We start from the raw sequence: 24628 nt of genomic DNA on the forward strand, positions 1-24628 counted from the left end.
ATCACCGATGAGCTCCGGCTATTCACAGACCCCCCGCATCATGGCCCTCGCCCAGCAGCTGGAGGCGGACATCCGCCACCGCCAGCTCAAGCCAGGCGATCCCTACCTGTCGCTCACCGAGGCCGCGCGCATGCTTGGCGTCGGCTCCTCGACGGCCAACCGCGCCCTCCAGCTCCTCTCCCAGCGCAAACTCCTGCAGCGGGTACAACGGCGCGGGACCTTCATCGGGGCGCTGCAGCGGGAATCCAGTCCGGGACTGCTGAAGCGGGTGTTCATGCTGGTGCATCGGAGTTACCTTCGCCAGGAGGGCCTCGTGGCTGACGGCGTGCTGGTGGGAATCCAAGGCGTGCTGCCCAGCGCGGACGTGCAGTTCAATTTCCTGCCGGCAACCGACCCCTCGGAGTACGTCGACGGCCTCATCGGCGAAATTCTGCGCGCCAAGGAGACCGCGGGAATCGTCCTGACGAAGGTGCCGTTTGTCGTGCAACGCGCCGTCAAGGACAGCGGGTTGCCCGCAGTGGTGCACGGCTCGCTCTACCCGTCGATCGATGGCATGGCATGGGTCGAGCAGGACAATCTCGGCATCGCCCGGCTCATCGCCGATTACGCCGCCGCCCAAAGCAGCTCCCACGTGTGCGCGCTGACGCGCGAGGTGATGTTCCCTGGCGACAATGTCGTGCTCCGCGAACTCGGCCGCCTGCTCGGAGCCGCCGGACGCAAGGCCGGGGATTTTTCCGTTTCCCATCTGCCCGACGATCGCAACGCCATCATGGCTGAAGTCGCGGAGATCGTGCAGCGCCACCCGACGGACTTATGCCTGCTCTGTCGCTCCGAGGCGAAGGCCGAGGCCGCGGCGGCCGCAATTGAAAAGCTCGGACTCAAGGGCCGGCGCCGGCCGCGCCTGATCGTCAGCGGCTTCTACCAGCGCCCCAAGGGAGGCTATCCGTGGCCGTATGTCTTCCCGACCGTACGCCCCGAGGAAATCGGCGCGGCGATCGGCCGCCTGCTCGCCGCACAGGTGACGGAGTCCGGGACTGCGCCGGGGCACATCGTCATTCCGGTTGAGCTGGCAGAGGCCTGAGCCACCGCCCTGCCCGCGGCGAGGTGCACGCCGACCTCTTAATGCCCACGCCTGCATTAATAATTTTGACAGTATAGGATTTTTATTTCCTAACGGGGCCTTCACTCCGCACCAACCCCATGAAATTCATGCCCCTCACCAAGCCCAGCCTGCCCACCCGGGCCACGCTGGTGGCATTCGCCGCCGCGTTGTCAGCCGCCTCCGTCACCCTCGCTCAGAGTGTCGGAGCCGCCGCCAAGGAAGAAGCCCTCACACTGTCCCGCTTCGAGGTCAGCGCCAAAACGGACCGTTCATACAGTGTCAGCCAAGCCACCGCCGGCCTCAAAACCCGCCAGGAACTGATCGACATTCCGGGATCGATTCAAGTCATCCCCCGTGCGCTTCTCGAGGATTTGGGAAACTTTCCCTACCCGAGTGATTTCGCCAAATACGCTTCCAGTGGCGTCGCCTCGTTCGGCTCCAACAATCTTTTCTACATCCGGGGTGAGCGTCTGACCAAGACCTTCAAGAATGGCGCGGAATACTTCCCGTCCATCGACGACGATGTGACGACGGAGACGATGGAGGTGGTCAAGGGAGCCCAAGCCGTGCTCTTCGGCACCCGCCCGGTGACGCAGGGAATGCTGCTCCGCACGACCAAGAATCCGCTCTACCGCGAAAAGGGCTCAGTCCGTGTTCTCGTCGACAGCAACGGTCTCCTCCGTGGCGAATTCGACTCCACCGGTCCGGTCAACCTGGGGTCCGGCTTCAAGTCCGCCTACCGCTTCATCGGTGCCTATCAGGACGGCAAGCAGTATCAGGACCACCTGTACGACGATCGCACCGTCCTTTCCCCGTCATTCCAGTTCGATCTGCGCGACACGACCATCCGCCTCCGCTACGAATACTCGCGCATCAAGACCAGCGGTCTCTTCGCCAACAACTTCCTCGATCAGAACAACAACGTTTCCTACATCAGCGGCCGCCGCCAGGGCTTCAAGGCTCCGTGGAGCAACTCGGTCTTCGCCAAGCACGAGGTCGAGAGCAACGTGATTCACCGCTTCTCCAAACAGTTCGAATCCAAGCTGCAGGTGGCCTACTTCTCCGAAAAGCGGTCCGACCACGATAGTCGCGCCAACAACTCCAACGCCAATCTCCTCGGGGCCAATGGCGTGATCGACGCGAGCGACACGCTGCGATTCAATCTCCTCACCCTGGCGCAAACCCAGAAGCTCACGAGCGTCGTCAACGACTACATCGCCGAGTACGATGTGCAGGGCCATCACCAGCAGACGAACTTCGGCTGGTCGGGCAGCACCCAGGCGGACTCGCAGGGACTGATCGCCACCGCGCTGATCTCGCCGCAGTCCGGCACGGCCGTGTTCCCGATCATCAACCCGGTATTCCCCGCCAATCCAGCCGACCCGGTCATTCCAGGCACGGCCACGACCGTGCAGCAGCGCGACGCAGCCAACATCTACATTCTCCACCAGGCTCACCTCATCAACGACTCGCTCATCGCGACGGTCGCCGGCTCCTGGTCCTGGAGTAACAACACCTCCCATCTCGACGTGCCGAACGCAGCCTTCAAGGAGAGCAAAGGCGACAAGGCCCTCTACAAACTCGGCCTCGTGTACAAGCCACGCAAGGACATCTCGTTTTTCGGATCGCGCGCCACGAACTTCGTGCCGTCGGGCGCCGACGACCGCGACCAGAGCGGCCGCCCGCTGCCTCCTTCCACCGGCGAAGTGACCGAGTTCGGCACCAAGGTGGCCGCATTCGACGGCAAACTCACCGGCAGCATCGTCTGGTTCCGCGCCGTCACCGCGAACCTCCCCGTGCGTTTCAATCTCGGCACCCCGCAACTCTACGCCGTCGCCGCGGGTGTCGCCACCTCCGAGGGCGTGGAGTACGACGTGAACTATCGTCCCGCCGCCGGCTGGAACATCATCGCCACCCTGTTCAGCGGGAAAGGAGCCCACGATCAAACGGGCGCCCGCCTGCCCCGGACCTACAAGTCCACGTACAGTCTGCTGGCCAAGTACGAATTCCAGGACGGGCCGCTCAAGGGCTTCGGCATCGGCGGCAACGCGTTTCACCTCGGCGAGCTGATCCAGAGCGGCGCACCAAGCATCCCCGCGTATGAAATCTACAATGCCTTCTTCACCTACACCCGGAAGGAGTGGAGCCTCAACCTCGGGATCAACAATGTGACCGACGATGACTTCTACGCGGGAGGCAACAGCCGCTTCTCCGTGCAGCCTTCGACGCCGCGGACCTACAGCCTCGCGGCCAAGTACAGCTTCTAATCGACCTGGTTCGCACGACACGGGGCGGGCGCCTTGCCCGCCCCTTTTTCATGCTCGCGCCCCCCTTTTCACCCCCGCCCGCCGCGCTCGGACTCGGCACGGCCACATTTGGCCGGGAAATTGATCGACCGGCGGCGTTTCAGCTCCTCGACCACGCCGTCGCGCGGGGTATCACGCATTTCGATACCGCAGCGCTCTACGGGGCGGGCGCCGCAGAACAAATCCTCGGCGAATGGCTTGCGCGCCACCGCGACCGGCGCGCCGGGTCGCATGTTGCCACAAAAATCTATCCGCCGTACACGCCCGCCGCGATCACGGCAGCCTGCACCTCAAGCCTGCAGCGCCTCGGGCTCGGCTTTCTCGATCTGCTTTATCTCCACAAGTGGGACGACCGCGCGAAGGATCCCGCGGCCCTCGCCGCGCTCCACGAACTGGTCCGCCACGGCGCCGTCCGCGCCATCGGCGCGAGTAACTTCGACGCGACGCAACTCGCCACGATCCATGCGACCCAGCGCCAGCACGGCCTGACCCCCTTCACCTTCCTGCAGAACAATCACAACCTCGCCGTGCGCGAAGCGGAACCGGGCCTTCGCTCGTACTGCGCCACGCACGCGATTCAGGTCGTGACCTACAGCCCGCTCGGAGCCGGCTTTCTGACGGGCAAGCACCGCGACGGCGTGCCGCCGGGCACACGCTTCGCCTACTCTCCCGGCCACGGGGACATCTATTTCAACGACGTCTGCCGCAGGCGGCTCGCCCGCCTCGAAGCCGTGGCCCACCGCACGGGGATCGCCATGCCGCACCTCGCCATTGCCTGGGTATTTCACCAAGCCGGCATCAATCGGGTGATTGTCGGCGGTCGCGGCCCCGAGCACATCGAACAGGCACTGGCCGCCCGGGCCTTTGACGATCCCTCCCTGTTTTCGGAGCTGGGTCACGATTGAACCTCGATGCAAGCAGCCCTCCTCGGCCTCAGCCATCCGCACTCCGGCGCCCTGCTTAACACGCTGGAAAATCTTTCCGCGGTCCGCCGAATCACGCTCTTCGATTCGGACCCGCTCGCCGCCTCCCGCCATCCCGCCCTGCCCCGCTCCCGCAAGGCGAACGCACCCACCGGCGATCTCGACGCTGCGCTCGCCGGCAGTGACTTCGCCGTCCTGTGCGTCCGCCATGATGCCGCCGCTGACCTCGCCCACCGGGTTATCGCAGCGGGCACGCATCTGCTGGCCGAGAAGCCCGTCGGGATCACGTCCGCCGAAATCCTCTCCGTCCAGCGCGCCGCCGCCAAAGCGGGGGTGGTCGCGAGCGTGCTCTACCCGCGCCGGGCGCATCCGTGTGCCATGGCGATGCTCAGCCACGCCACTGCCGGAGAACTCGGCCCGTTGCTCTCGCTCGAGGCCCGCTTTCTCGCGACGCAGGTGCGCTTTCGCGATCCGCGCTCGTGGCTTTTCCGCCGCCGTGAGGCAGGGGGCGGCATCCTGCGGTGGCTCGGCTGCCACTACCTCGATCTCCTCCAGCACGTTTCCGGTGACGAGATTACCGGTGTCATGGCCCGCCTCGCCACCCGGTCGGGCGAGCGCATCGACGTTGAGGATACGGCGGCGCTCGCACTCGAGTTCCGATCCGGCGCCATCGGCACGTTCCACGCCGGCTATGCCCTCGCGTTCAGCGGCCGGGGCTACCTCAACCCAACCGGTTACGACGCCCATCTGGCCATCACTGGCCGCGCCGGGCGTATCGTGTGGCCGGACCTCGCGCCACGACTGCACGTCGAGCTCCCGGCCCGCGCGAGGAGCCGCACCTTCCAGGTGAAGGCCACCAACTCCTACGCAGGGAGCTACGGCGACCGCTTTGTGCGCCAGTTCGTCGCCGCCATCCGCGGACAGCGCCAACCACCCGCCACGCTCGCCGACGCTCTCCGTACCGCACGCGTGATCGAAGCCGCCGAATCATCTGCTCAAACCGGCCGGTTCACCCGCGTGATCTGAACGACACCTGGGCCAGGCCAGGGTAACCTCCGGCATCCGGACCAGCACGCTTCGGCCTGACCAGACCAATTCACCCCACAGATTCCCCCCGGGCCCGTCCGCTTGGCCTGCCGGTACCCGTCAAAACCTGACCAAGTCCACCTGCGATCGATCCTCCGCATCCGACGCAAACGCGTCGCCGCGCCGCTCAAGAGCAACGAATTCGGCGGGCCCGATCTGATGCGCATCAGGCTGCTCCCCGGACGCCGGTCGCTCCGCGTATCGCCACCGGCCCTACGGTGCGGCCGGCGGCGAAATCGGTGCCGGCGTCGGCACCGGCCACTCGGCCCCGGCGCGGAGCCAGCGCGCAATCGGCAGCTTCAGGCGCTGCAATTCACGCGCCGCCACCTCCGCCACGCAGGTGGCGCCATAGTCACAATAGTGCGTGTCGTCCCGCGCACCTTTCGGATATGCATCGTAACGCCCCGCCGGGAGGTACAGGTGCAGCGCGATCGAACCCTCGCGCCCGAGCCGTGTCTCCAACTCCACCGTCCGCTGCCGCATCTCCAGCAACGGCACCTTCGCCGCCGCCGCCACCTCGCGGGTCACCTCGACCCATTCCGACGGCGGCTCCACGAAGCGTCCCTGCTCGTCCCAGTTCCGCCGCGCAACCGACGTCGCCAACAACGGCGTCGCGCCCCGCGCCCGCGTTTCCCGGATGAACCGCTCGAGATTGCGTTTGAAATCTCCACGCGGCTCCGTCCGCCGCGCCGGATCGTCCGCACTGTCGTTGGTGCCAAAACACACGATGAGATAGTCGCCGGCCCGGATCTCCCCGATCACCGCGTCCCACAGTCCCTGATCGATGAAACTCTTGCTGCTGCGCCCGCTCTTCGCGCGGTTTTGCACGATGCCCGGATCCTGAAAAAACAACGGGAGCTTCTGGCCCCAGCCCACCACGGGCCGCGTCGCGGGAAACGTCGCCATCGTGGATCCGCCGATGAGAAACAGCTTCGGCGGTGCATCCGCTCCGCACGCTCGCGCCGCCACCAGCAGTGCGGCCAGCACGGCAGCGGCCATCCAGGTGGAAACGCGTTTCATGGACGGACGCGGGGCGGGTTTCTTTGCCGCGGATATGATCGGACATGCCGTAGCGCGCGCAGGCAGCCGGTGGATCGTATTCATGGAACGGACACCGGCGTCAGGCGCACGCCGCGCACGTCGGCCAGTTCGCGTTTCAACGGCCCGTCGGGCCGCAGCAGAATGCGGTTCACGCCGGCCCGCAGCGCCAGCCGGCCCGCCGGTTGTTCGCGGAACTGCTCGTAGTCGCCGGTCGACTGGACCTCGCCGCGCGTGCGGCTGCCTTCGGTTTCGACGACGTAGAAATCCCCCGCCGAGGCCTCATCCGCGGCCAGGTTGACCCGCACCTCAAAGGTGCCGGCCGCTGCCACGGTGACGCGCCACTCCGCCAAATCTTCAGCCACCGTCCACGGCGCGAGCACATCGAGCGCGGGCCGGTAGCCGAGTTTCTGCGCGTAGAGGATTGCCCGGCTCGCCGGCAGGATGAGTTCACCCGATGCCTGCGCTGCAATCGGCGCGGGCATGGTCACAGCCACCGGGACCGCGCCGGCACCGGCGATCTCGCCCAACTCGGCCGCGGTCCAAGGCAGCGTGCGATCCGCAGTCTCGCGTCGCACCGCCGCGACCAATCGCGGCTCCACGACACTCGCGCCGTTACCCCAGGCGCGCCGGATGTAGCTGGTCACGGCCGCGATCTTCTCGTCGTCGAGAACTCCAGCGGCGCCAAGTCCGGGCATGCTGAGATTCCACGGTTCGCCGTTCACCTGAATCGGACCGTAGAGGCCGTGCAAAATAATCCGCACGATCCGCTCCGGCGGACCGGCCACCCAGTCGCTGCCGGCCAGCGGCGGGGCCAGACTCGGCGCGCCGCCACCGTGTGCCTGATGACACGGCGCGCAATAGAGCGTGAACGCCTCGCGGCCCGTTTCGACCCGCTGCTGCTGCACGGGCGTCAACGGCGACGCGGCCGGCCCTTCGGCGACCCACGCGTTGGCGCCGGGCCAGGTGAACAATTCCAGCAGCCGATAAGCCCGCTGTCGCAGCGCCGCGTCGTCGCCCCGCGCCAGCGCCAGCAAACCCGCCGGCGCACGTTCAATCGCGATCGGCTTCTGCCCGCGCCGCCGATTCGCGCCGAACGTCGTCATCGCATCGAGCAGCGCATCGCGCGCGACCGGAGCACCACCAACAGTCTCCTGCAGCGCCTCCAAGAGCCCGGTGGTGCGCGCCGCGTCCGCCGCCTCGAGCACGCACTGCGTGGCCAGACCGACCAGGTTCCGCCACGGCTCGGCCACCGCGCGTCCCGACCGCGCTTCGGCCAGCAGCACGCGGATGAAATCCAGTTCGCGTCCCTGCAGCCCGGTCAGCGCCGCGGCGCGAAAAAGAGTGTCCGTTTCACTGCCCGCCAGTCGGGCCAGCAACGGCAGCGCCGCCGCCTGCGGCAACGCACTCGCCGTCAGCGTGGCCTGGAGGCGCACCATTTCGCTGTGGTCGTCCGCCAGTTTCTCCAGCCGCGCGAGCAACGCGATCTGCTGCGTCGCATCGAGGTCGCGCTCGCACACGCGAATCGCCGCCGCCCGCACGCGCTCATCCGCGTCGGTGAAGGCGGCCATTTTTTCTCCGGGCGTCAGCGCGCCGAGACCGTCCAGCGTCCACAACGCATGCAGCCGGCCCAGCGGCGTGGCACCGCCCGTGAGCAACGCGCGCAGCCGCGGCAGCGCCGCCGCGTCGCGCCGTTCCACGAGCAGGCGCTGCGCGGTGAGTCGGTTCCAGCCGTTCGGCGAATCAAGTTCCGCCACGAGCGCCGCCGCACCGACCTTCGCCAGATCGGGCGTCCGGCGCCGAATTGGCCGGTCCTCGCGCACGACACGATAGATGCGCCCCATGTCCCTTCCTGTATCCAGTTGCCGGTCACGCACCTGATCGCTGATCCACGGCACCATGAAAATCACGTGCTCGATGATGCCGTGGTACATGTCGGCGAGATAAAGCGCGCCATCGGGACCGACGCGCGCGTTGACGGGGCGAAAGCGTTCGTCAGTTGACGCGAGGAGCTCCTGCTCCGCCGGATAATGCCGCGTCGCCTTCGGCCGGATTCCACCGGTGAGTTGGAGGCGCCCGATGAGATGTCCGCCGGCTTCCGGCACGAACACGTTGCCGCGGGCGTCGTCCGGAAACTGATCGCCGTCATAGAAGGCCGGACCGGACGCGATCGTGTACGTGCGCAGGCGGCCGTCGTCGCGGAGTTCCATCGCGCCGAGCGTGATGCCGGGCGTGACGCGAATCGGGTAAACCTGCTGCGCGTCGGTGGCGATGTTGGTGTCGATGCCGGCAAACCCGCGCCCGCCGCGGGTGGCGAGGGCGGCGAGATTGCGGTTGCGCACGATGTATTCGCCCGGAATCAGGTCGGCGTGCAGCGCGGAGCTCTCGTGGCAGGTCAGAAGGCGGCCCTGATCATCGAACGACACGCCGAATTGTCCGCTGTGCGCGACCGGCGCCTCGATCAACTTGCCATCGACCCAGCGGTGGCGCGTCGTGGCGTCCGCATTGTGCAGCCAGTTGTCGAGGCCGTAACGCAGGCCGTTGCCGGTGTGCTGGGGATTGCCCGCCACGCCGAGTTTGCCGACTTCGGTGCGCTGGTCGCAGCGCAGGTCACCGTCGGTGTCCTCGCAGAACCACACTTTCGGTGGCTCCTGCACCAGCACGCCGCCTTTCACGAATGAGAGCGATCGCGGCATCACGAGCCGATCGAGAAACACCGTGCTCTTGTCGGCGCGGCCGTCGCCATCGGTGTCCTCGAGCACGACCACCCGGCAGATCGCGTCGCCCTCGGCGCTGCCCTTGATGTCGCGCATGTAGCCCTGGTATTCGACGACCCAGATGCGGCCGGCGGGATCGAATTCGAAGAAGATCGGATTCTGCACCATCGGTTCGGCGGCCACGAGCTCGAGGCGGTAACCGGGCGCCACGCGAAACGTTTTCAACGCCTCCTCCGGCGACAGCGGCGGCGCGGGCGGCACTTCAATCCGCTTGAGCAGGTCCGCGCCCTTTTCCCATTGCGCGCGCCCCGTCAGCATCGACGGCGGCCGGGAACGCGGGCGTTCGACGGGGACGGATTGGGCGAAGGACGACGATGGCAGGGCGGCCGCGAGGAACGCGGTGAGGGCGGTGGCGGCGAAAGCTTTCACGAGGCAGGTTAGGAAAGGAGTTCGGAGAGTTGCGACGGGGGACGAACTTGGTTCGGCGGTGGGGAGGAGGTGCGACCGGGGGCGGTCGCGGTCCTGGCGGAGCAGTGCGGTCACGGGTGAAGGAAGGGTGGTCGAAGTGGGCGCTTAGAAGCGGGCCTGCAGCCCGGCGGAAATCGAACGCGGGAACACATTGGTCTGGGCGCGGCGGTCGTCGCGATAGAGGCCGCGATAACGGCCGCGGTTGTCCTCGGCCAGGTTGATCACATCGAGAAACACACTGACGTTCCGCGTGACCCTGAAACGCGCGAAGAAATCCCACTGTTCGCGCCGGCCGACGAATTCCGAATTGGACGGATCCGATGTATCCAGGGACAGGAGATACGTGCCCGCGACATTCCACATGAGCCGCACATCCCAGCGCCCCTGATTGTAGGTCAGTCCGGCGTTCCCCGACTGCGGCCGCAGGCCGACGAGGTAATTCTTGAACGGCAGCCGCGACACGAGGCCGTTGTAGTCACCGGAGCTCGTGAGCACGGTCCCGTTCGCCATCACTCCGAGGCCGCCCCAGCGCGCGGGCAGGAAACTCAGCTGCTGCGCGTAATTGAACTCGAGGCCTTCAACCCGGCCGTCGCCGGCGTTGACGCGCGTGCTGCCGGTCCACCCGGCGTACGGGCCGAGATCGAGACCGAATTCGTTGCCGACGATCCGGAACGACGTCGCCGTGACATAACGCGTGATGTCCTTGCGAAAGCCGCCGACCGAAATCACGCCCACAGGCTCGAAGTAATACTCCACGCTCACGTCGTAGTTGCGCGCCTCCTGCGGCTTGAGCGAGGGATTCGAAAAGTTCACCGCCTGGCCGACATCATTGACCGAGAACCGGCCCACGAGATCGGCCATACGCGGCCGGCCGATCGTGGTCGAGAGGTTGGCGCGGAAGGTGAGATGCCGGATCGGCACGAACCGGAACTGGAGATTGGGAAACACATCGGTGTAGTCGGCCGACACGGTCTTGAACCGCGCGAAACGTTCCTCAGGCGTTGTCGCCTGGACATTCTCCAGCCGCGACGTGATCGCCGTCCGCGTCTGTTCGACGCGCGCTCCGGCCGTCATGTGCAACGCGCGCGTCCACCTGACCTCGCTCTGCAGATACGCGGCCGGAATCGTCTCGCGCGTGCGATAGTCGTTGAGCAGCGAACTCGTCGCGGCGGCGTCGAGATTCACCGGCAGCACGGTGGCGTCATAGGCGAAACGGACCGCGGGACGCGCCGCCAGGCCCGACGGCACGTAGCTGATGGCGGCGTCCCTGAAGGCGGCCTTCGTGTCGACGATCGGCGTCGCCGGATAACGGCCGTCGACCCAGCCGTGCGTGAAGTTGAAATCCCGATACCGGCCGTAGTCGCCCGGGCCCATCGTGCCGGACAGTTCATCGTAGTCGCGCGTGCGTTCCTGTTGCCGGATCCGGAAGCCGGCCTTGATCCGGACCGGGCGAAACCAGTTCGGGAAATCCCGCGTGGCATCAAGCTTCGCGCCCCGGATCGTATCCGTCGCGTCCTCATGGCTGCGGGTGAGCGCGACTGACAGCAGGTCGTCGAAGCGATCGTTCGGCGGCGGGACGCCGTCGCCATACGAGAGCGTCGGAAACTCGCGGCTCGCGCGGCGATCGTAAACGAGCCCGAAGTCGTGGTTGCTGCGCGCCGTGGCGGCGAGGCGGTCGAGCGGACGCCGGGAGTCGGAGTACGACACGTCCCACGCCAGCTTCACCAAGCCGAGGTCGTGCGTGCCGTTCAGCTGGAAACGCCAGGTATCGCTCGGCGTGTAGCGGAAATCCCGACTCGACCGGTAGCGGACGCGACTGAACACCCACAGGTCCGCGGTCGACCGCTCAGGGTCGAGGACGACATTGTCGCTGTATTGCGGCCGCACCTGCTCCATGACATTCCGGAACCGCGTGAAGCCCGCGGCCAGGGAAATCGAGGAGGTGCGGGAGAACCGGTAGTCGAACTTCGTATGCAGGTCGGCCCGCTTGTTCAGATGGAATTCCTGATCGGCATAGACGAACCGGCGCGCGACCGTCGGGCCCGCGTAGTCCCAGTTGCCGGCAAACTCCGCGCGCGTCGTCTGCAGGCCGTCACCCACTTCCTGATACGTGCCCGTGACCACGACGCCGAGATTGCGGCCGAAGACCTCGAACACGTCCGAGAACTCCGCCGACACCTGGGGGAAAATCGTCTTCGCGCCACGCGAGGGATCGAGGTGCCGGCCCATCGTCTCGTTGTAGCCGCCGGCGACATTCAGCACGACCGTGCGGCCGGTGCGATCGAAGCCGCTGCGCGTCCGCAGATTCACCACGCCGCCGAGCGAATCGGCGTCCATGTCGGCCGTCGGCGTCTTGATCACCTCGACGCTCTCAATCGCACCCGAGGGCAGGCCGCTGACGAGTTGCGAACGCGAGTCCGGGTTGGCGCTCGGCGTGCGCGTGCCGTCCATCATCACGGATGTGAACTCCGGCGACAGTCCGCGCACGAGGATGGCATCGACCGCGGAGCCGCCGTACTCGCCCACGACACCCGGCAGGCGTTGGAGAAACGAGCCGAGATCGCCCTTGGCGATGTTGCCATACGCATCGAGGGACACGGAATTCCCCACGGTCAGCGCCTGCTCCTGACGCGCGATCGCGGCCGCGTTGCCTTCCCGCACGGCAGCCACCGCAAACGGATCCATCGCGTAGATGTCCGACGTCAGCTTGAACTCCCGGCTCGTCGCCCCTGCACCCAGTTCCACCGCCTGGGTCGACGGCTCAAGCCCGGGATACGTGATGCGCAACGTGGTCACGCCGACCGGCAGATTGCCCAGGGTGAAGGTGCCGTCGCGTTCCGTTGCGACGCTGCGATCGGAGCCCACGATCTGCACGAACGCGCCTTCGAGCGCGACACCCGTGGCCTGATTGGACACGCGGCCGTGCAGCAGCGCGGTGCCGGTTGCCGCCACGACCGCGGGCGTGGCGCTCACCGTGGGCCGGGCTGACGGTGCGGTGGGAAGGTTGCGCCGACGGACGGCCAGCGCGCCGCTGGGTTCATCCTGCACTGCGACGAGCCGCGTCCCCGCGAGCATCCGGTTGCCCGCATCAAGCGCGGTGAACTCGCCCTGCACGGCGTTGGTCTGCACGCCGCGCACGACGTCGGCGGCAAAAAGAATCTCCCGCCGCGACACCTCGGCGAGCTGGCGCAGCGTGACGGCGGCATCGCCCGCCGGCAGATCGTAGCGGCGCCGGGCGGTGTCGCTCGCCCCGACGCCGACCGTGAGGGTGACGAGCACGGCGCACACGCGGGCGCTCCGGTGCACAAAGGCCGGCAGGCGAAAAAACGTCACCATGGCAGGTCAACCCAGCCCGCCCGCGCGCTCCAGCAACAGATCCATGCGTTCATGGAACGCGGGTCAGCACGATCTGATGCGGGCCCCGCGCTTCGCCGCGCACGCCCAGGGTCACTTCAAGCAGCCGCACAAAACCCTCGACGTTGTCGGCGCGAAACGTTCCGCCGATCGACATCGTGCCGAGCGCCGGGTCGCCCAGCACCAGTGTCCGCGCATTGTGCCGGTTGAATTCCGCCACGGCCTGCGTGAGCGGCGTCTCGTGAAACTGCAGGCGCGGTGCCTGCCACGCGAGGGCCTCCTTCACCTCCTCCGGCGTGACCGATATCACCGCGGGTCCAACCGGCACCGCCGTAAGCGACACCACCGTGCGCTGGCTCGCCGCGACCAGCAGCGCCGGCGGCGTTACGCTTGCACCTGTCGCCGCAGTCCCACGAGCGTCGGCCGCGGTTTCGACCTGGACGCGTCCCTCGGTCACCAGCACATCGACGGCCGCGGCATCGAAGCGGACGTTGAACGCGGTGCCGATCGCGCGCACGGCCACCCCGCCGGCTTCGACGATGAAGGGACGGTCGGGATTCTTCGCCACGGTGAAATGCGCCTCGCCGCCGATGAGCCGCACCCGCCGCTCGGCCAGGGTGAACGCCACCTCGATGCGCGAACCGTCGCGCAATTCGACCACGGTGCCGTCGGCCAGCGCCTCGCGCTCGTTGATCCGCAGGTACTGGCTCGACGCCGCGGGCGCGGTCACGTGCACGCTCCGTTCGGGTTTCGGTCCGGGGAGCACGACAAAAAATCCCAACGCGAGCGCGGCCGCCGCGGCCAGCGTCAGCCCCAGCCAGCGGCGGCGTCGACGCGGGGCAAACAGATCCGGATTCGCCTCCGGGCTCATCCCCGGCTGCCACGCCGCGAGGCCCTGCATCCGCCGCAGCGCGGCTTCATGTCGAGCCACCAGGGCAGCCCGCTGCGGATCGTCGCGCAGCCATTGCAGATAATCGTCCTGCTCCGCGGCGGAGAGGCCGCGGTCACGCCGCGCCACCCACGCGGCGGCAGCCGCCCGATCGCGGCGCGATTCGTCGGGAGAAGCCATGCCCGGATCGGTGTTCACGGCAGACCGTGCCGCGCAAAAAACTCCGTGCAGCGCCGGATGCCCTTGCCCATCTGTTTCTCGACCGTGTTTTCCGAGATGCCGAGCCGGGTCGCGATTTCCCGCTGCGACAGGCCATAGGCCACGCGCAGGGTGAACACCTGTCGGCAACGGTCGGGCAGAGATTGGATGGCCTGGGTCAAGAGATCGATTTCCTCGTTGCGGCTCACCGATTCGGGAATGGCGCCGCCACTCAGGAAGACGGACGAGTCGGTGATTTCCGTAATGGGTTCGAATGCGATCACGCGCTGGCGTCGCACGATATCCAGCGCGAGGTTCCGTGCCGTCGCAAAGAGGAGCGCCCGCGGCGAATCCACCCGCCCGTTCTCCCACGCGCGCACGACCCGCACCAGGCTTTCCTGCACCACGTCGTCCACATCGGGCAGACGCGGAAACTGGCCGCACAAATAGGCGCGCAGCCCCGGCGCGTGCGGCTGCACTTCAGCCGCGAACCAGCGGGCGCTCTCGGGATTTTGCGGCGGCATGGGAAGACTCCGGCAATCGATTACGCGCGGGCCTCCGGGGTGGCCACCACGAAAACATCGCCGTCCGCAGATGCGCGCCCTCCCGGTGGGGAGGGCGTCGAAGGAAGAGTGCCGCCACGTGGCGAGCCCGCCTCAGTAAGTCAGCCGGGTGGTCAGCGCGAACTTGCGCGGCGCGTTGAACCACTGGGCGTAGCGCAGCGTGCCGTTGGTGCTGTTGACGAGGTACAACACCCGGTTCGTATCGAGGAGGTTGCTCACGTTGAGCTGCAACGAGGCGCGCATCGTGCGGGACACTCGGAAGCTGTAGCTCGCGAACATGTCCTGCAGCATGCGATTCGGGAACAGGAACATCTTCCGCTTGTTGCCGTCGGCGGCGTCATTGTACATGTAACCGCGATAGTTCTGCTGATAACTGGTAATGAGGCCCATCGAGAGTCCACGAAGGCGGCCTTCGGAGAAACGATACGTGTTCACCCAGCTGTAGGAGCGCTCGGCATAGCCGACCGTCGCCTCGCCGGCGCGGCGCACGATGAGGTTTCCACCGGAGGGTGACACGAAGCCGAGCTGGTGATCGGTGATGGGCAGGCCATTGACACCTGTCGCGACACCCGCGGTGAACAGGCCGAGGTTCTGCGCATTGACGATCTGCCCGCCTTCCGGATCGATGAGGGCGAAGTAGGGACTGTTGGGATCCTTCATCATCGCGATCGAGAGCGGGACTTGCGCCGAGGTCGGATCCGCGGGATTGGAAGGAACGAGGAACGGCGCGACCGAGGCGCTGGCGTTGGCCTTCACGCCGACGACGGTCTGGCCGCCGACCGTGGTGGTGTTGAACTGGTCGTTGTAGAACTGCGGCAGATCGACGTTGCTCCGCTCGGAGCCGTTCGCCGTGGCAAAGTTGATGCGCATTTCCCAGTTCCGCGTCGGGCGGGCGGAGAGGGTGAGATTAAAACCGTCGGACTTCTTGCTATACGTATAGGCGTTACCACCGTGGCGCCCGTTGATGCCGTTCGGATCGACGTCGTCGCGATTGCCGAAGGTCGCGGTGAAATTCTGCGCCTCGGACTGATAATAGTTCACGTTGCCGGAAATGCGGCGGTCGAAGAGATCGAACTTGAAGCCAACGTCCTTGCTCACGCCTTTGCCCGGCGGCAGCGGCTCGTTGTAGATGTCACGCGTGGTGTCGAAGTTGATCTTGCCGTTCGATCCATAGTTGAAGGACATGCGCAGATCCTTGATCGGCGTGTCGAAGACCGTGCCGAGCGTCACGCTGTCGTAGGAAATGGGACCGCGTTTCAGGCCGAGGTGCTTGCGAAGACCCGTGGCTTCCTCGCGGCGGAGGCCCGCCATGGTGTCGATCTTCCCGCGCCACCACTCGCTGAAGAGGCTGGCACCCCAGCTCTTTTCGGTGGTGTCGTCCATCAGGTAAGACGTGTTGCCCGGATTGCCGGTCGTGGCGTTGACCGTACCCGAGACGCCCATGGGATTGCCGGCGGTCTTCGGCACGGCATCGGCGTACACCTGCGGCGCAAATTTGTAGGTCTTGCCGTTGGGATGCTGGATCGTGCTGACGCGCCAGTCCTTTCCGCCCAGGATGGCGTCGGGGAAAATGGGAACCCACGCCGCGGGCATCACGGTCCGACCCGACTCGGCGTTGGTGATGTTGGCCGGGTTCTGGATGATGGCTCCGCCGGCATCGGTTTCATAAAAGCGCATCGTCATCTGGTTGACCCACGACTCCATGTCCTGGCGAAACAGGCTGGCCTGGTGGCGGCCGAACCACTTGCCGAGGTCCTTCTGGTACGCGAGCGCGGCGCGATAGCCACGGGCGCCGGTCCAGAACGGCGTCGCCACCACGGAGGTGTTGAATGCCCACTTCTGGCCGACCTGGCCCGTGACCGGATCGACGTAGAGATTACCCGTCGCGCCCGGAGCAAACACCGTCGTGCTGCTCGGCCGCGGCGCATCGTTGACGCGGTCGTCGTGACCGTAACGAAGCTGGATGGCGAGCCCCTCGGCGAGCGTGGCCTCGGCCACGACCGACTTGATATTGTTGTAGTAATCGTCGCGCGTGTACGGACCCGTCGCGGAATCGACCTTCGTGATGTCGAACGCACCGCCGGTGATCTGGGAGATCTCCGGAAACGCGACGAGGTAACGGGTCGACTGGTTGTCGACGCGGGTGCCGTTCGGCAACAGCCAGGTGAGCGGCGCGCGCACGGTGACGGCCTGGGCGAAGATGGTGTCGCGATTGTAGTAGCGGTACTCGCCGCGAATCTGCAGGCGCTTCCACGGCTGCACGGTGGCGGTGACGTGATAGCCTTCGGCGTGACGCTTCAGGCCGGGACGAAAATAATTCGTGTCGTCGCGCACGCCGTTCACCCGGAGGGCGAAATATTTGAAGCCGGCCTGCGCATCGACCGTGTAACGGCGCGTGCCCTCGGAGTCGCCCGTGGCCGCGACGGTCATCGTCGGGCGGCGGTTCAGGTAGGCGCGCTTCGAGGCGGAGGTGATGACGCCACCGGCGTCGCCGGAGCCGAACAGCAGGGAATTCGAGCCGCCGATCGCCTCCACGCGATCGATGTCGAACGTGTCGAGCAGCGTCGTATCGGAACGGAGAAAGCCGTCGCGGCGCGGATTGTTAATCTGCAGGCCGCGCATCGACATGCTCTTCGGATCCTGGCGGTCGCCCTCGACGGTGCCGCGCACGTCCTCGTTGCCATTGCCGATGAGAGCGGCGCCGAGGCCGCCGACCTTCCACAGCATGTCCGTCATGTCGACGACGCCCATGTCATCGAGCATCTGCCGGTTGAAGACCTTCGCATCGAGCGGGGTCTTGTTGAGCGCGGTGTTGGTGCCGGTGACGGAGTTCGTATTGGTGGCCTCGTAGGTGTCCGTCGGATCAGACTTCACCTCGAACACCGAAAGCGTGATCGCCTCGTCCTTCGGCCCGGCCTTCGCCTCGTCGGCGCGAAGGACCGCGAGCTCGGCGGCATCGAGTTTGCCGTCCTTGTTCTTGTCGTACTTGGCGACCTGCGCCGGCGTGGGCGAAGGCGCAAGCGATTGGGCGGAGGCAAACGGTGCGGTCGCGAGCGAAAGCGCGACCGCCACCAGGGCCGCGGCAGCGGACAGGGAGCGATTCATGGTGTCAGGGGGTAGTTTCGACGCAGGCGAGGACCAGTCAGTGTCCACACCGCACTTCGGGTTGACCGAAGGTAAAGACCGATCCCTTTCCACTCTGCAAAGGGAAAGTTGGTGAAGCCGTTCACCGGGAGCGCAGGCGAGACGCCTGCGCTCCCGGCGGACACGTGCGCTCACCTGGCGAGCGCCGTTACTCTCCCGTCTTCTTCTTGTTCTTGGCCCGCTTGGCCGCGGGTTCAGCGGCCGGTCCGGCACCCAGACTTGCCCGGAGGTCGCCGAGGATGCGCGGGATGTACGGCGCGTAACGGCTGTCTGGCACGGGGCCGTCGGCAGGCAGCGCAAGCACACCAGCGCGGACCGACTCGATCTGGGGACCGATGGCGTCGAGCGCATGGAGCGACGCGAGCGCGGTAAAGACATCGTGCCGGCCCCAATCCGCGAGCGTGACCAGCACCGGCAGCGCCAGCCCGCGATCCGCGGCGTCGCCAAAGCGCGCGAGTGTTTCAGCCGCCGCGATCCGCACATACGGCGAGGTGTCGGCCAGCGCGGTGCGCAACGCGGCGCGCGCAGGAGCGAAGGACCCGGGCGCCCGCATCAGCAGGCCGAGCGCACCCCAATAGCGGACGGCGCTGTCGGAGTCGGTCAGAAGTTGGAGGAGCGCCGGGGTGGCTTCAGGTTTGAGTCCCGACGCCAGCTCGGCCGCGGCCGCCACGCGCTCGTACGGATACTTCGCCGCGTCGTGCCCGAAATCGTAGGGTGCCAGCGTGCCCGCACGCGTCAGCCGCTCGCCCTCGGGAATGAAACCGAGATCGCGAATGCGACGGGAGTGCGCCTGCTGGGCCGCGCGGAGTTTTTCGAGCACGGCCTGGTGCGCGGGTGAACCGGCGAGATTGTTCACCTCGTCGCGATCGCTCTGCAGATCGTAGAGCTCCTCCGGGGCCTTGGGCGTCTGCCAGAAAATGCGCTGCGCCGCGGTCGCCTTCCCTTCATCGAAGCGCTGCTTCCAGACCGCGGTCGTCGGCGTCTTGAACTGCGTCGACACATGCTGCCCCTGCGACAGGTGCGGGAGGTAATTGCGCAGGTAAACATAGCGGCCGTCGGTGACGCTCCGGACGAGATCGTACCGTTCATCCATCCGACCGCGAAAGCCGTAGACATAGGGTTGGGCCGGAGCGATGAACCGGCCGAGGAACGCATAACCCTGCATCCATTCGGGTGGCTGAATCCCGGCGAGGCTGCACATCGTGGGCGCAAAATCCGCAAAGCTCACGAGACGATCCGTGGTGCCACCCGCGCGATAATCGGCCGGCCGGAGGTCCTTGAATTTCTCCGGAATGTGCACGAGCAGCGGCACGTGCAGCCCGGAATTCGACGGCCAGCGCTTGCTGCGCGGCATGCCCGAACCGTGATCGGCCCAGTAGAACACAATCGTGTCGTCGGCGAGACCGTCCACCTCGAGTTGAGCCAGTACGACGCCAGCGTCGGCGTCCGCCTCGGTCACGCTGTCATAATAGAACGCCCAGTCGCGCCGGACCTCGGGGGTGTCGGGATGATAAGCGGGAACGCGGACCTTGGCGGGATCGTGGATCGGTTTCGCGCCCGGCCCCGACTTGATGATCTGACTCTCGTGGCTCTTGGTGGAGTTGAAGACCGCGAAAAAGGGCTGGCCGGCCGGACGCTTTCTCCAGTGCGCCTGGCCGGACGAGTCATTCCACACGGCGGCGGTCTTCGCCAGGTTGTAGTCCTCCTTGACGTGATTGGCGGTGTAGTAACCCGCCTCGCGGAGGAGCTGGGGGAACATCTTCTGCCCGGCCGGATAAGCCACCAGGCTGCGCATGTGGTCGCCGCCCGACGACGGGCCGTGCAGGCCGGAGATGATCGTGGTGCGCGTCGGCGCGCACACCGGGGCCGCCGCCCACGCGTGCGTGTAACGCAGGGCGCGCGTCGCAAACTTGTCGATGTTCGGCGTGGTCGCGTAGGTGTCCCCATAACAACCCAGCTGCGGGCCGTGATCTTCGCTGGAGATCCAAAGGATGTTCGGCCGCGGCGCCGACGCGGCGAACGCGAGCCGAACCAGGAGAAGCAGGGCAACGAGCGGAAGAAGACGCATGGGTAAAAACGGGGACCTCTCCTCGATGAAGACTGAATCGTCGTTTGTAAACGGAATCGCTCGCCGTGCCCTCACCGACCGAGTCCGCGCGAGCCGCCGCGGCACGAGTCCACACCGACCGCGCGGTTTGCCGCCGACACGTGGCTACGAGCGCCAGCGAGTGGCCGCACCGCATCCGCTGAACCCGGCGCGCAGCGATCGCCGCATACCACGCCCCTCCAGCTTGACCCGATGCACTCGCTGACCGGTCGCTCGTTCAGCGCGACGACGGCTGGAACGCCTGTCGCACGTATGCCAGTACGTCGTGGATCGCCTGCGGCGGCAGCACATTGCCCCACGGCGGCATCGGCAGCACCGCGGGCGGCGTCGGCAATTTGCCGTGCGTGATGACGGCGATCAACTCCGCGTCGGACTTCGTCAACGGCCCGCCTGCCCGCGTGTAATCAGGCGTGCCGGCCTGCGCCGATCCTTTGCCATCGGCCTGGTGACACACCAGGCAGTTCAACCGATACACCTCCGCGCCGCGTGCCGCATCACCCGCGCGCAACGGCTCGGCGGCCTTCGCCACCAACCGCGACGGACCCGCGCGGGTCTCGCCCGAACGCAACCGGTTCAGCGTGTAATAGCCCGTCGGATTCAAGATCGCCTGCCCCCCGCGGCTCAGCACCTCGCGGCCCACCACGAACTCGTAGATGAACCCGGGCTGCAGCTCGACCAGATCGAGATCGAGGCTGCGTCCGTCCGGTTGCAACCGCGCCGCCGCAATCGGGACGTCGACTTGATTGATGCGCAGCGAACCGTCCTGGGGATGATGGTTATACTGAAACCGGCGCACCTGATAGTGCCGCGCGTCGCCCGCGCCCGCCGCCATCGCCTCCGTGAAGCGCAGCGCGAAGCCGGTGTCGGTCAGCCGCAGCGTCTGAATCTCCACCGGCGTTTCGCCGCTCCACACCACGCGCTGGATGCCTTCGTTGCCCTCGGTCGACATCCAGCCGCGCACCGTCTGCGCGATGTACAGCGCGCCATCGGGCCCGAACGCGTTGTGCATGCCGCCGAGCCGCAGCCCCTGGCCGCGCAAAAAGGGAAACGCGGCTCCCTGGTACGCACCGGCGACCTTCTCGAGGTCGACGCGCATCAGCAACGCCGATACGTCCGCAAGGAACACCTGGCCCGCAAACGGTCCGAACTTTCCCTGGGACAAATCCCACACGGGCTGGCCGGGCGACGTGCCCATCAACCCGCGCGGCAGATAAATGCTCGGCGGCCGCCGCAGCGCCGTGATCTCCGCGTGGGTCATCGTGCGGTTCCGGTGCTCCGGATGCCACTTGAGGCTGTCAGGATGACCGTAAAACGCATCGCGCTCCACGTGCGTGAGCGTGGACGTCGGCACCCATGCGCCGGGACAATCGCTGATGAACAACTCGTCCTGCGGACTCACGCCCACGCCCAGCGGCTGGCGAAAGCCCGACGCAAACGGAGTCAGCTTGCCCGCCGGCGAGAGCTGAAACGCCCAACCCTGATTCTGCGCCACCGACCGGTGCCCGTCCGGCACCGGCCCCGTGCCGGTCCACGGCATGAACTGCGCCGTCTGCAGCGGCCCGCGCACCCAGGGCAGTTCCACGCCGCGCCCGAATGAACACAGTCCGGAGGAGAAGTAGATGTTGCCCGCGCGGTCGCGCGCCAGGCCGTAGGTGAATTCGTGATAGCTGCCGGTGATGCCCCAGTCGTCCGCCAGCGTCTCGTAAACATCCGCCACGCCGTCGCCGTTGGTGTCGCGCAACCGCGTGACCTCGGGCCGCTGGACCGCGATGATGTCCGCTTCGTCCACCGCCACGACACCGAAGCCTTCGTAGATCCCCGACGCAAACCGCCGCCAGCGCCCGTCGGCGTATCCACGAATCCATACGTCGCCGCGGCGGTTCGTCACGACGAGGCTGCCCTTCGGCGTGAAGGCCACGCCCGAGACCTCGCCAATCATCTGCTGCGGCAGTTTCAGCGTCTCGACGCGATAGGGCGATTTCTGCAGCGGACGCAGCTCGAGATCGCGCGCGACGACCGCGCCGGCCGCGAGGTCGAGCCGCACCTTCGTCTCCTCAAAATCCGGCGCGCTCGCCCACAACTCGTAGCTTCCGGGCGGCACGTCCAACTGGTAGCGGCCGTCGCCCTTCACCTTCTGGATGATCTGGCTGTTCTCGCGGCTGACCAGCGTCGGTCCCTCGATCCGCACCTGCGCCCGCGCCACCGGCGCATCCGAGTCGGCCTTCCGCACCTGGCCCGACACCCGGGCGGTCGGCGGCGTCGCGGCGAACGCGTTCGCCCAAAGGCCGAGGAAGATCAGTCCGCCCGCCACCACCACCCGCCCCACTTTCGCGATCACACCATGTCGGTTCATCGGCTGGCTCCTCCTGCTTTGCGTCGGATCTCGATCGAAAATTCGCCCGCGCCGTTGCCGGGGAAACATCCGGCCGCCCCGTCGCGCTCCAGGCCGCGCACATCGACGTCCGCGCTGGCCTGCGGTTCGAGATTCACCCACAGCGGCCGCGCCCCGGGCCCGACGCGGAAACGACGCACGATGCCCGTGCCCTGCGGCGCCGCGCTGATCGTCTCGAAGACGTCACGGCCGTCGATCACATAGTGAAATTCCGGCAGGCCCGCCTGCAGCGTGTAGCCGCGAAAATGAAAATCCGGCGCGCTCGTCGGCGAGCCTGACCGCAAGGGCTGCCAGGCTTTCTCGCGGTAAAAAATCTCGCCGAAGATCCGCGCCGGTTCGCCCTGCTTCGTCAGCCAGCGCGGGCGCAGGTCGACGAAATCGCCGTCCCAGATGTAATTGATCCCGCCCCGCACGGGATCGAGGCAGACGCCCGGACCGTTGGGCAACGTGAGCGCGATCGCACCCGGGTGAGCCTCGGGCATGAACGTTCGTTGCACGCCCGCCTGCGCGTCGGCGATCGGCCGGTTCAACGTCCACAGCACGGCATTCGCCACGATGCGCTGATAAGCGGGATCGCGCGCCACGTCGGGACCGACTGGCACCAGGTGAACGATTCGCCCCGCCGGCCGCCTTCGCACCCACGCCAGCGGCGTCGTGGCCTCACCGACCGTTCCCTCCATGATCATCTGCGCGTCGTCCGCGAGTTTCGCGTACCCCGGCATTGCCTGCGCCGTTTCGAAACGCGTCACGCCCGCGAAAATCGGATGGGGAAAGAGATTGATCACCGTCATCGGCGCCCCGGCCGCGAACGGCGCGCCGGGTTCGGCCCCCAGGGTTTCCTCACTGAAGCCGGGCAGCGCCGCCCACGCTTCCCGCGTGGCGCCCAGAATGACGCAGCCTTTTCCCGCACTTAAAAACTCGCGCAACAGCGTCATCGCGCCGGCCTCCAGCTCACCGGGCCCGACTTCAAACACGGCCGCCTGCGCCGACCGCAGCGACTCCAGTCCGAGCCCACGCGCGGCGTCGCGGCGCTCGACCGTCACGAGGCAGGACACGCCGGCCGCCTGCGCCAACACCTCCTGCCAGGCCGCGGGGAAGCCGAACGCCTGCCCGTGCGTGCCCACGACCGTCACCCGCACCGCCTCCGCCGCTTCCAACCGGGCGGATGGAACGGCGGCGGCACACAATCCACCCACGACGCAACGTGCGAGCACCGGGCGGCGGAAAAGAGAATTCCAGAGCGGCAAAACCACGTTCATGCAGGAAACCGGATGAGAATCTGGGTCGGGACAGGCGTGACGACGAAGGCCGAAAGCGGGGGAATTGATGGGAACGATTCGCGCGGAAGCAAGGCCACGACGGTGATCTTTGCACCATTCAGTTACTAATTTTCGCACGGAGCCCCGGGCAGCCCCGGGAGCGCAGGCGTCCCGCCTGCATTGGAATCCGGCAGGCGGGACGCCTGCGCTCCCACGACGCCATCCGCGCGCCGCCGCAGCGTTAACGCGGCAAGACCTGCGCCCGGACGGACTCCACCTGATTGACGAGCACGAAGTCCACGCCGGCCTGCAACAGCCGCGCCGCCTCGCCCGGTTCGTCCGTATAATAATAGTTGATGCGCACGCCCGCGGTTTTCAGCGCGGCAATCCACGCCGGCAGCCGGGCATCCTGGGCGCAGTCGCGCAGCTGGATGAAGTCGACGCGGCGCGCGACGGCATCGCGGACGTACTCCGCGGGATCCTTCGTCCGGTCCATACTGCAAATGCGGATACCGGGAAACGTCGCGCGCGCGATCGCCGCCACCTCGGCCCGCGCCGCAAGAAACGTCTGGTGCTGCCGGCCGGTCGCGACCACGAGTTCAGCGACGCGGCGCACGACGTCGGCCGGCCGATCGCCGAAGCGGGCGTCGGCCTTCACATCGAGATTGATCCACACGTTCCGCGGCAGCACCGCCAGCGCCTCGGCGAGCGTCGGCACCCGTGTACCCGCAAAGCGCGGATGTTTCCACGCGCCCGCGTCGAGCTGCTTGAGCGCTGCGAGATCAAACTCGATGACGCGGCCCTTGCCGTTGGTTGTGCGGTGCACGGTCGCATCGTGCATGAGCACGATTTCGCCGTCGCGGGTCAGCGCGAGGTCGATCTCCACCATCTGGGCGCCGAGCCGTACCGCCTCCTCCAACGCCGGCACGGTGTTTTCCGGATGAGTGCCGCTCGCCCCGCGATGCGCACAAATGCCGCGCTCCGGCATCGTCACCGCATCGGCGGCCCGGGACGTCATGACACCCGCTCCCAGAACGGCGAGCAACACGCGCGCCCCGCGCAACCACGCGGACCACGGACAC

At 66.9% G+C, this 24628-nt stretch carries 14 protein-coding genes; 4 read left to right on the forward strand and 10 right to left on the reverse strand.

Annotated features, from left to right (window positions below; translation table 11 throughout):
* The first annotated feature begins 40 nt into the window (after positions 1-40).
* The 4 genes from ACLJEU_RS24225 to ACLJEU_RS24240 all read left to right on the forward strand — a co-directional run bounded on the left by ACLJEU_RS24225 (position 41) and on the right by ACLJEU_RS24240 (position 5357).
* Positions 41-1081 carry a winged helix-turn-helix domain-containing protein gene (locus ACLJEU_RS24225; RefSeq protein ID WP_414663939.1) on the forward strand — a complete coding sequence of 347 codons (1041 nt, stop codon included), beginning with the start codon at positions 41-43 and terminating at the stop codon, positions 1079-1081.
* A gap of 119 nt (positions 1082-1200) precedes the next feature.
* Positions 1201-3369 (forward strand): TonB-dependent siderophore receptor, encoded by a 2169-nt coding sequence (locus ACLJEU_RS24230; protein WP_414663938.1) that lies wholly within the window; start codon positions 1201-1203, stop codon positions 3367-3369.
* 50 nt (positions 3370-3419) lie between these two features.
* Positions 3420-4313 carry an aldo/keto reductase gene (locus ACLJEU_RS24235; protein ID WP_414663937.1) on the forward strand — a complete coding sequence of 298 codons (894 nt, stop codon included), beginning with the start codon at positions 3420-3422 and terminating at the stop codon, positions 4311-4313.
* A gap of 6 nt (positions 4314-4319) precedes the next feature.
* Complete coding sequence (locus ACLJEU_RS24240) at positions 4320-5357, forward strand: Gfo/Idh/MocA family protein (RefSeq protein ID WP_414663936.1); 1038 nt, start codon at positions 4320-4322, stop codon at positions 5355-5357.
* Between the two features lie 273 nt (positions 5358-5630).
* Here ACLJEU_RS24240 and ACLJEU_RS24245 read toward each other — a convergent pair whose 3' ends face one another.
* From ACLJEU_RS24245 to ACLJEU_RS24290, 10 genes are all read right to left on the reverse strand, one after another.
* Complete coding sequence (locus ACLJEU_RS24245) at positions 5631-6437, reverse strand: rhamnogalacturonan acetylesterase (protein WP_414663935.1); 807 nt, start codon at positions 6435-6437, stop codon at positions 5631-5633.
* A gap of 80 nt (positions 6438-6517) precedes the next feature.
* Positions 6518-9601 (reverse strand): DUF7133 domain-containing protein, encoded by a 3084-nt coding sequence (locus ACLJEU_RS24250; RefSeq protein ID WP_414663934.1) that lies wholly within the window; start codon positions 9599-9601, stop codon positions 6518-6520.
* A gap of 144 nt (positions 9602-9745) precedes the next feature.
* Positions 9746-12976, reverse strand: a complete 3231-nt coding sequence (locus tag ACLJEU_RS24255; RefSeq protein ID WP_414663933.1) for a TonB-dependent receptor — start codon at positions 12974-12976, stop codon at positions 9746-9748.
* Between the two features lie 49 nt (positions 12977-13025).
* Entirely contained in the window at positions 13026-14081 is a 1056-nt protein-coding gene (locus ACLJEU_RS24260; protein WP_457795310.1) for a FecR family protein, read from the reverse strand.
* A complete protein-coding gene (locus ACLJEU_RS24265; protein WP_457795311.1) occupies positions 14078-14605 on the reverse strand; it encodes an RNA polymerase sigma factor in 528 nt (175 codons plus the stop codon). The genes ACLJEU_RS24260 and ACLJEU_RS24265 overlap by 4 nt, the downstream gene beginning before the upstream one ends.
* 132 nt (positions 14606-14737) lie before the next feature.
* On the reverse strand, positions 14738-17749 hold the full coding sequence (locus tag ACLJEU_RS24270; RefSeq protein ID WP_414663930.1) for a TonB-dependent receptor plug domain-containing protein: 3012 nt from the start codon (positions 17747-17749) through the stop codon (positions 14738-14740).
* 187 nt (positions 17750-17936) lie between these two features.
* Complete coding sequence (locus ACLJEU_RS24275; protein ID WP_414663929.1) at positions 17937-19856, reverse strand: sulfatase-like hydrolase/transferase; 1920 nt, start codon at positions 19854-19856, stop codon at positions 17937-17939.
* A 256-nt stretch (positions 19857-20112) separates the two neighbouring features.
* The gene (locus ACLJEU_RS24280; RefSeq protein ID WP_414663928.1) at positions 20113-22248 is read right to left on the reverse strand and encodes a carboxypeptidase regulatory-like domain-containing protein; all 2136 of its coding nucleotides are present in this window, start codon (positions 22246-22248) and stop codon (positions 20113-20115) included.
* The gene (locus tag ACLJEU_RS24285; protein ID WP_414663927.1) at positions 22245-23501 is read right to left on the reverse strand and encodes a hypothetical protein; all 1257 of its coding nucleotides are present in this window, start codon (positions 23499-23501) and stop codon (positions 22245-22247) included. Before ACLJEU_RS24285 ends, ACLJEU_RS24280 begins: the two co-directional genes overlap by 4 nt.
* 286 nt (positions 23502-23787) lie before the next feature.
* A complete protein-coding gene (locus ACLJEU_RS24290) occupies positions 23788-24564 on the reverse strand; it encodes a glycerophosphodiester phosphodiesterase (protein WP_414663926.1) in 777 nt (258 codons plus the stop codon).
* Between the last annotated feature and the right edge of the window lie 64 nt (positions 24565-24628).

The organism is Terrisphaera buseokensis (assembly GCF_047521145.2).
Lineage (GTDB): Bacteria > Verrucomicrobiota > Verrucomicrobiia > Opitutales > Opitutaceae > ER46.

Bases quoted from the DNA above. Each gene is read 5' to 3' on its own strand.
- ACLJEU_RS24225 (WP_414663939.1), top strand. From the start codon at position 41: ATGGCCCTCGCCCAGCAGCTGGAGGCGGACATCCGCCACCGCCAGCTC.
- ACLJEU_RS24230 (WP_414663938.1), top strand. From the start codon at position 1,201: ATGAAATTCATGCCCCTCACCAAGCCCAGCCTGCCCACCCGGGCCACG.
- ACLJEU_RS24235 (WP_414663937.1), top strand. From the start codon at position 3,420: ATGCTCGCGCCCCCCTTTTCACCCCCGCCCGCCGCGCTCGGACTCGGC.
- ACLJEU_RS24240 (WP_414663936.1), top strand. From the start codon at position 4,320: ATGCAAGCAGCCCTCCTCGGCCTCAGCCATCCGCACTCCGGCGCCCTG.
- ACLJEU_RS24245 (WP_414663935.1), bottom strand. From the start codon at position 6,437: ATGAAACGCGTTTCCACCTGGATGGCCGCTGCCGTGCTGGCCGCACTG.
- ACLJEU_RS24255 (WP_414663933.1), bottom strand. From the start codon at position 12,976: ATGGTGACGTTTTTTCGCCTGCCGGCCTTTGTGCACCGGAGCGCCCGC.
- ACLJEU_RS24265 (WP_457795311.1), bottom strand. From the start codon at position 14,605: ATGCCGCCGCAAAATCCCGAGAGCGCCCGCTGGTTCGCGGCTGAAGTG.
- ACLJEU_RS24270 (WP_414663930.1), bottom strand. From the start codon at position 17,749: ATGAATCGCTCCCTGTCCGCTGCCGCGGCCCTGGTGGCGGTCGCGCTT.
- ACLJEU_RS24275 (WP_414663929.1), bottom strand. From the start codon at position 19,856: ATGCGTCTTCTTCCGCTCGTTGCCCTGCTTCTCCTGGTTCGGCTCGCG.
- ACLJEU_RS24280 (WP_414663928.1), bottom strand. From the start codon at position 22,248: ATGAACCGACATGGTGTGATCGCGAAAGTGGGGCGGGTGGTGGTGGCG.
- ACLJEU_RS24290 (WP_414663926.1), bottom strand. From the start codon at position 24,564: ATGACGTCCCGGGCCGCCGATGCGGTGACGATGCCGGAGCGCGGCATT.